The 6,833-nt window shown below is 66.9% G+C and carries 7 protein-coding genes; 4 read left to right on the top strand and 3 right to left on the bottom strand.

Translation table 11 applies throughout. The features are described from left to right. A partial coding sequence (locus AC5RUH_RS13415) for a serine/threonine-protein kinase (protein WP_494128820.1) occupies positions 1-1,064 on the bottom strand: 1,064 nt, incomplete at its 3' end. Between the two features lie 104 nt (positions 1,065-1,168). Between AC5RUH_RS13415 and lipB the strand changes: the two genes are divergently transcribed. The 3 genes from lipB to AC5RUH_RS13400 all read left to right on the top strand — a co-directional run bounded on the left by lipB (position 1,169) and on the right by AC5RUH_RS13400 (position 3,745). Beyond that, positions 1,169-1,885 carry a lipoyl(octanoyl) transferase LipB gene (gene lipB, locus AC5RUH_RS13410; RefSeq protein ID WP_494128819.1) on the top strand — a complete coding sequence of 239 codons (717 nt, stop codon included), beginning with the start codon at positions 1,169-1,171 and terminating at the stop codon, positions 1,883-1,885. Beyond that, positions 1,882-2,886 carry a lipoyl synthase gene (gene lipA / locus AC5RUH_RS13405; protein ID WP_494013821.1) on the top strand — a complete coding sequence of 335 codons (1,005 nt, stop codon included), beginning with the start codon at positions 1,882-1,884 and terminating at the stop codon, positions 2,884-2,886. Before lipB ends, lipA begins: the two co-directional genes overlap by 4 nt. A 103-nt stretch (positions 2,887-2,989) precedes the next feature. After that, positions 2,990-3,745: a DUF4191 domain-containing protein gene (locus tag AC5RUH_RS13400; RefSeq protein ID WP_493978004.1), complete on the top strand. Its 756-nt coding sequence runs from the start codon at positions 2,990-2,992 to the stop codon at positions 3,743-3,745. 153 nt (positions 3,746-3,898) lie between these two features. On the opposite strand, the gene AC5RUH_RS13395 is transcribed toward AC5RUH_RS13400, so the two are convergent. Next, positions 3,899-4,336 (bottom strand): RDD family protein, encoded by a 438-nt coding sequence (locus tag AC5RUH_RS13395; RefSeq protein WP_493999487.1) that lies wholly within the window; start codon positions 4,334-4,336, stop codon positions 3,899-3,901. 232 nt (positions 4,337-4,568) lie between these two features. On the opposite strand from AC5RUH_RS13395, the gene glnA reads away from it, so the two are divergent. Continuing rightward, positions 4,569-5,993 carry a type I glutamate--ammonia ligase gene (gene glnA / locus AC5RUH_RS13390; protein WP_493967363.1) on the top strand — a complete coding sequence of 475 codons (1,425 nt, stop codon included), beginning with the start codon at positions 4,569-4,571 and terminating at the stop codon, positions 5,991-5,993. Here the strand turns inward: glnA and AC5RUH_RS13385 are convergent. Continuing rightward, positions 5,990-6,304 carry a tyrosine-type recombinase/integrase gene (locus AC5RUH_RS13385; protein WP_494128818.1) on the bottom strand — a complete coding sequence of 105 codons (315 nt, stop codon included), beginning with the start codon at positions 6,302-6,304 and terminating at the stop codon, positions 5,990-5,992. The genes glnA and AC5RUH_RS13385 overlap by 4 nt on opposite strands. Between the last annotated feature and the right edge of the window lie 529 nt (positions 6,305-6,833).

The raw sequence follows: 6,833 nt of genomic DNA, 5'->3' as shown, positions 1-6,833 counted from the left end.
CGGCCGGCCCCGGCTGACGCCCGCGGAAACGGCGGCAGCGGCCCCCTGTCCCGGCGGCCGGCAGCCTTACCCGCCGCCTGCCGCCGGGTCAGCAACTGGCTGGCAACGGAAGGATGCGCCGACGCCGTCAAATCCAGTGCCTCCGGCTTTGCGGCCCGGATCGCCCGGCGGGCGAACTCCGCCGCCGAGGGGCGCTCCCCTGCACTCTCGGCCAGTCCGTCTTCCAGGAGGGCCACCAGGGGATCGGGCACCTCGGGCACCAACGCCGCCAGTGGCGGCCGCTGCGCGGTGGCACCGGGCACCCGGCCGGTGAGCGCGAACCAGCCGATGGCTGCCAACGCATAATTATCCGCCTCGGGATCCAGCCGGCCGCCGCCGGAACCGCTGCGCGGTGCCCCGAACCCCGGCGTGCCCGCCGCCGGTGGGCGGTCGCTGCCCAGCGCGCGGGCGACGCCCAGGTCGGCCAGCATCGGCTTGCCCACCGCGGTGAACAGCACGTTGCCGGGCGATACGTCCCCGTGCACGGTCCCGGTCCCGTGCAGGTAATCCAAGGCCTGGGCTATCGGAGTCAGAATCGTCACGGCCTCGCCCACGGCCAGCGGGCCGCGGGCGGCGACGAGCGCCGCGAGCGAGCCGCCGGCAGCATATTCCAGCAGCAGCCCCGGCCCGCGGTCGGTTGCCACTTGTCCGTGGACGGGCAGCAGGTGCTCATGCCGCGCCCCCGCCAACAGGAATAGTTCATGGTCGGCGGCAGCGGCCGCGGCCCCCGGTTGCCCCTCGGGGGCAACCGCCCAGGGAGCGGGCTCCCCCTCATCGGCGGCTAATACGTGCCGGGCAGGGCGCGGCCCCGGCCGCGGGCGTTCGGCGTCGTCCGAGGAGGAGGGAACAGTGGGCGCAGACAGCACCTTCAGTGCATACTCCGTTCGGGTCAGCGCGTCGCGGACCAGCCATACCGAGGCCGAGGCGCCGCTGCCCAGCCACCGCTGCACGTGCAGCCCCGGCGCCGCCGGCCGCGGCGGTTCCTGCCCGACGGAGGCCGCCCCGGGTGTCTGCCCATCTTCCATGGACCACTTGTACTCCGTTTGGCCGCGGGGCGCAGGAGTTATCCACAGCACTTGAGTCGTTACACAAATAGCAGTGCCCGGCCCCCGGAGCGTAGTCTTGCTGAATGGCTCTTGAGTTTTCTCGGCTGGGCTTCGGCCCTAACTACGTCGATTATGAAGAAGGCTGGGCGCTGCAGCGCAAGCTGCACGCCGAAGTCGTGGCGGGCACGGCGCCCAGCACCGTGTTGTTGCTGGAGCACAGCGCCGTCTACACCGCCGGCAAGCGGACCGAAGACCATGAGCGGCCGTTGGACGGCACCCCCGTGGTCAGCGTCGACCGTGGCGGCAAACTGACGTGGCACGGCCCCGGCCAACTGGTGGGTTACCCCATCGTGGCCCTCCCGGATCCCACCCGGGTGGCCGACTACGTTGACATCCTCGAGCAGGTCCTGATTAATGTGCTCGCCGATTACGGCGTGGCCGGCACCAGGATGGAGGGCCGCTCCGGCGTCTGGATCGAGGCCGACGAGCGCGGGCCCGCCCGCAAGATCGCCGCCATCGGCATCCGCGTCAACCGCCGGGTAACCATGCACGGCTTCGCGCTCAATTGCCGGAACGACCTGGCACCCTACAGCCAGATCATTGCCTGCGGCATTACCGACGCCGGCACCACCACCATCCAGGCCGAGACCGGGCTGGACGTGGCCCCGGCCGACATCGCAGACCGGGTGGAGGAAGAACTCCGCTCGTTCGAGACATCCCTGGTCAAGGCCGGCACCCCCGGCCCCGCGGCCACCGACACCGACCCTGGCCACCGCCAGACCGAAGGAGCCCTGTTGTGACGCTCGCCCCTGAAGGACGCCGCCTGCTGCGCGTCGAGGCCCGCAATGCAGCCACCCCCGTTGAGCGCAAGCCGGACTGGATCAAGGCCAAGGTCAACATGGGCCCCGAGTACGTGGGCATGAAGAACCTGGTCAAGAAGGAGGGGCTGCATACCGTCTGCGAAGAGGCAGGCTGCCCCAATATTTTCGAATGCTGGGAAGACCGCGAGGCGACGTTCCTGATCGGCGGCTCCGAGTGCACGCGCCGCTGCGACTTTTGCCAGATCCATACGGGCAAGCCCTCCCCCGTCGACATCCTGGAACCCACCAAGGTGGCCCAGTCGGTCCAGCAGATGAACCTGCGCTACGCAACCGTCACCGGCGTGGCCCGCGACGACCTGGCCGACGAGGGCGTGTGGCTCTACGCCGAGACCATCCGCAAGATTCACGAACTCAACCCCGGCACCGGCGTCGAAATCCTGATTCCGGACTTCTCCGGAAAGCCCGAACACATCACGGCCATCTGCGACGCCAAACCGGAGGTATTCGCGCACAACGTGGAAACCGTGCCCCGGATCTTCAAGCGCATCCGGCCGGCCTTCCGCTATGAGCGTTCGCTGGATGTCATCACGCAGGGCCGCGACCAGGGCATGGTGACCAAGTCCAACCTGATCCTGGGCATGGGCGAAACCCGCGAAGAAATTTCCGAGGCGCTGCGCGATCTCCACGCCGCCGGCTGCGACCTGGTGACCATCACGCAGTACCTGCGCCCGACCGAACGCCACCACCCGGTGGAGCGCTGGGTGAAGCCGGAGGAATTCGTGGAACTAAGCCAGGAGGCCGAGGACATCGGCTTCCTGGGCGTGATGAGCGGGCCGCTGGTGCGCTCCTCCTACCGGGCCAGCCGCCTCTGGGCCACCGCGATGCGCAAGAAGGGCTTGGAGCTCCCGCCCCAGCTCGCCCATATCGGCGAGTCCGGCAGCACCCGCCAGGAAGCCGCCACGCTGATTGCCGCCCGGTAGCTGAACCGCCGGAACCGCGGTCCGGGAGCCTGCCGGCTGCCGGGCCGCTGCCGTGTCCGCGTACGGCACGAGTGCCTCCTGGCTCACGATAGAATTGGACATTATGGCCCATAGCACCGATTCCGACGCCCCGAAGCGGGGTCTCTTCTCACGCAAGCCCAAGGCTGGGAAACCCTCCAAAGCCAACAAGCAGCCCGGCCGGCTGAAGCAGATCGGCCAGGTCTTCCGGATGACCCGGCGCAACGACCCGAACGTTGTCTGGTTCATGCTGCTGGCCTTCCTCGGCATCGTCGCCGTCGGCCTGGTCATCGGCCTGCTGATCAACAACTGGGTCACGCTGCTGATCATCTCCATCCCGCTGGGCCTGCTGGCCGCCACCTTCATCTTGTCGCGGCGCGCCGAACGTGCGGCGTTCTCGCAGATCGAGGGCCAGCCCGGTGCTTCCGGCGCGGCCCTCAGCGTGCTGCGCCGCGGCTGGATCCTGCAGGACCAGCCGGTGGCCGTGAACCCGCGCACCCAGGACGCCGTCTTCCGCGCCGTGGGCCGCCCCGGCATTGTGCTGGTCACCGAGGGCCCCTCGCACCGCGTGCGGCAGCTGGTCGAGTCGGAGCGGCGCAGGCTTCGCCGCATCCTGCCCAACGTCACGATCCATGTGATCGAGACCGGCCGCGGCGAAGGCCAGGTGGAGTTGAGCAAGGTGGCCAAGACCGTGCAGAAGCTCAAGAAGGAACTGACCAAACAGGAAGTCAGCGCCGTGGACAAGCGCCTGTCGGCCCTGGGCAGCAACAAGCTCCCCATCCCCAAGGGCGTGGATCCGTTCAAGGCCCGCCCGGACCGCAAGGCCATGCGCGGCCGCTGAGCGTCCGCCTGACAAAACCGAAAGGCTGCCGGTTTCACCGGCAGCCTTTCGGTTTTAACGTTTCGGGCCAAGCAGGCTTGAGGCCGCTGTGAGGCGCTGGCTCAGCGGGGCGTTAGGACGGTGGTGCTCACGGCACGACCGAGGAAGGCTGCCTCAGCGGCGCACCAGCACGGTGCCCATGGCGCGATCGTGGAAGCCTCGCTGGTCGGGGTCGAAAATAACCGCCGGAATCACCAGGCACAGGAGGACGGTGCGCACGACGGCGGCCAGCAAGCCGGGGGCGGAGCCGTCGAGTTTGCGCACGTGGATGCCAAGCAGTCGGTGGCCGAAACTGTAGCCGAGCGTCCCCACCAGCAGCAGCTGCTCGACGGCGAACACCCCCAGGATGGCCAGCTGGCTTCCGCCCAGGAAGGCGTTCGCGATCGCGTAGCACAGGAGCCAGTCAATGAGCAGCGCCACGAACCGGCGCCCCGGACGCGCAATCGAGCCGGGCCCGGATTGCGGGAGCCCGAGCCGCTGCCCGGGCCATTTCTGGATGTTGGACTGCGGGGGGCCTTCAAGCCAGGAACCAAGATCGCGTCTGCTTACCACCCCTCAAGTTTACCGGTCCCGCCTGTAACGGGGTTTCCCCGGGGGCGGCCGGAGTTCCCGCCGGTAAAGCGTGAAGGCCACTGACGGTAAACTTGCAGTGCACATCGATTTCGTAACCTGCCCGAAACACTTGCGACACTGTCGGGAAATTCCCTGCTCCTATTGTTGTAACTGTTGCCGGCCCCGTACAGCGGAGGCAGGTTCCCCCAGAATGCGTAAGGAGCATGACCCGATGTTCAAGAATGCGGACGAGGTCCTCAAGTACATCGCCGACGAAGACGTTAAGTTCGTCGATATCCGTTTCACCGATCTGCCCGGCGTCCAGCAGCACTTCAACGTGCCGGCCAAGACCGTTGACGCGGACTTCTTCGTGAACGGCCAACTCTTCGACGGCTCCTCGATCCGCGGCTTCCAAGGCATCGCCGAGTCCGACATGCAGCTGATCCCGGATGTTTCGACCGCCTTCATCGATCCGTTCCGCGTCGAGAAGACGCTGGCGCTGAACTTCTCCATCGTGAACCCGCGCACCGGTGACCCCTACCACCGCGACCCCCGCGGCGTGGCCGAGCGCGCCGAGGCGTACCTGGCCTCCACCGGCATCGCCGACACCGCGTTCTTCGCCCCGGAAGCCGAATTCTTTATTTTCGACGACGTCCGCTACCAGTCCAGCCCCGAGCATTCCTTCTACAGGGTGGACTCGGTCGAGGCGTACTGGAACTCCGGGAAGCGGGAAGAAGGCGGGAACCAGGGGTACAAGACCCCGGTCAAGGGCGGCTACTTCCCCGTGGCCCCCACCGACAAGCAGGCGGACCTGCGCGACGCGATCTGCGTGGAGCTGGACGCCGTCGGCCTCGAGGTCGAGCGCTCCCACCACGAGGTCGGCGCCGCCGGCCAGGCCGAGATCAACTACAAGTTCAGCACGCTGACGCACGCGGCCGACGATTTGCTGAAGTTCAAGTACATCGTTAAGAACGTCGCCGACGCCTGGGGCAAGTCCGCCACGTTCATGCCCAAGCCCGTGTTCGGCGACAACGGCTCCGGCATGCACTGCCACCAGTCGCTCTGGACCGGCGGGCAGCCGCTGTTCTACGACGAGAAGGGCTACGCCGGCCTCTCCGACACCGCCCGCTGGTACATCGGCGGCCTGCTCAAGCATGCTTCCGCCGTGCTGGCGTTCACCAACCCGACGGTCAACTCCTACCGCCGACTGGTCAAGGGCTTCGAGGCCCCGGTGAACATGGTCTACTCGCAGGGCAACCGGTCGGCCGGCATCCGCATCCCGATCACCGGCTCCAACCCGAAGGCCAAGCGCATCGAGTTCCGCGCTCCGGACCCCAGCTCCAACCCCTACCTGGCCTTCGCCGCGCAGCTGATGGCGGGCCTGGACGGCATCAAGAACCGAATCGAGCCGGCCGACCCGATCGACAAGGACCTGTACGAGCTGCCCGCCGAGGAAGCCAAGGACATTCAGAAGGCTCCGGGTTCGCTGGAGGAAGCGCTCGAGGCACTGGAGGCGGACAACGAGTTCCTGCAGGCCGGCGGTGTCTTCACCCAGGACCTGATCGACACCTGGATCGCCTACAAGCGCGAAGAGGAAATTGCGCCGCTGGCCGCCCGCCCGAACCCGTACGAATTCGAGCTCTACTACGGCTGCTAGCTAGATTCCGCGGTTAAACGCGGGCTAGTCCGCAGGGAGTCCGCGCGAGCGGCCAGCACTTCGGTGACGGCGGCACGTGCGGACTCTTCTTTGTCCGGAAACATGTGCCCGTAGGTGTCCAGCTTCGTCTTGGCTGAAGCATGGCACAGGCACCGCTGAACGACCTCCACGTCGAACCCGCAGGCGATCAACAGTGAGGCGGAGCAGTGCCGCAGGTCGTGGTGGCGGAAACCTTCAGGCGGGTCCTTTACGGTCGCTCTGGCATCCCTGAACCTGGCCTCGTCGGTATACGGCACGGTTGGCCGCCCCATTCGGTTGTCACGATAGTTTCGCTCCCGTATTTGGACGACATCCGGTTGATTCCACAGTCAGACCGGTCGAAACCGGTATCGGCGTCTTGAAGATATCGGTTTTCAGCGGCTACTTCCGGGTAATGAATGGCAGGAGAGATGACTCCCCGCATGAATTCGACGTCCGCTACACGCAGCGCTCATCCCAGCACCCGCAAGATCGCCTACGCAATCTACGCGCTCATCGGCGTTGCACTGGGTGCGATTCAGGTCGGGTGCACCGCACCGCAGCTGAGGCGGGCCAGTCCGAATGGATCGTGGTCGCCATGGCGGTCTACGGTTCGTTGGCGGCGAGTCGGTGTACTGCCGCCGGCCACCCCACCACGACAACCTGGCCCCAAATGCAACTAAACCAAGCTCGCCGAGTCGGGTGTTTGGCCGGTTGCGGCTATGCGAAGATCGGCTCAGTCGACTCCGGGCCCGAGACCACCTTGTTGAGCTGGGCCTGAACGATCGCGCCACCAATCGGGCCTAGCAGCAACAGGCGCCA

This window comes from Arthrobacter sp. Y3223166 (assembly GCF_059090935.1).
This window is presented reverse-complemented; position numbering and strand designations above follow the sequence as displayed.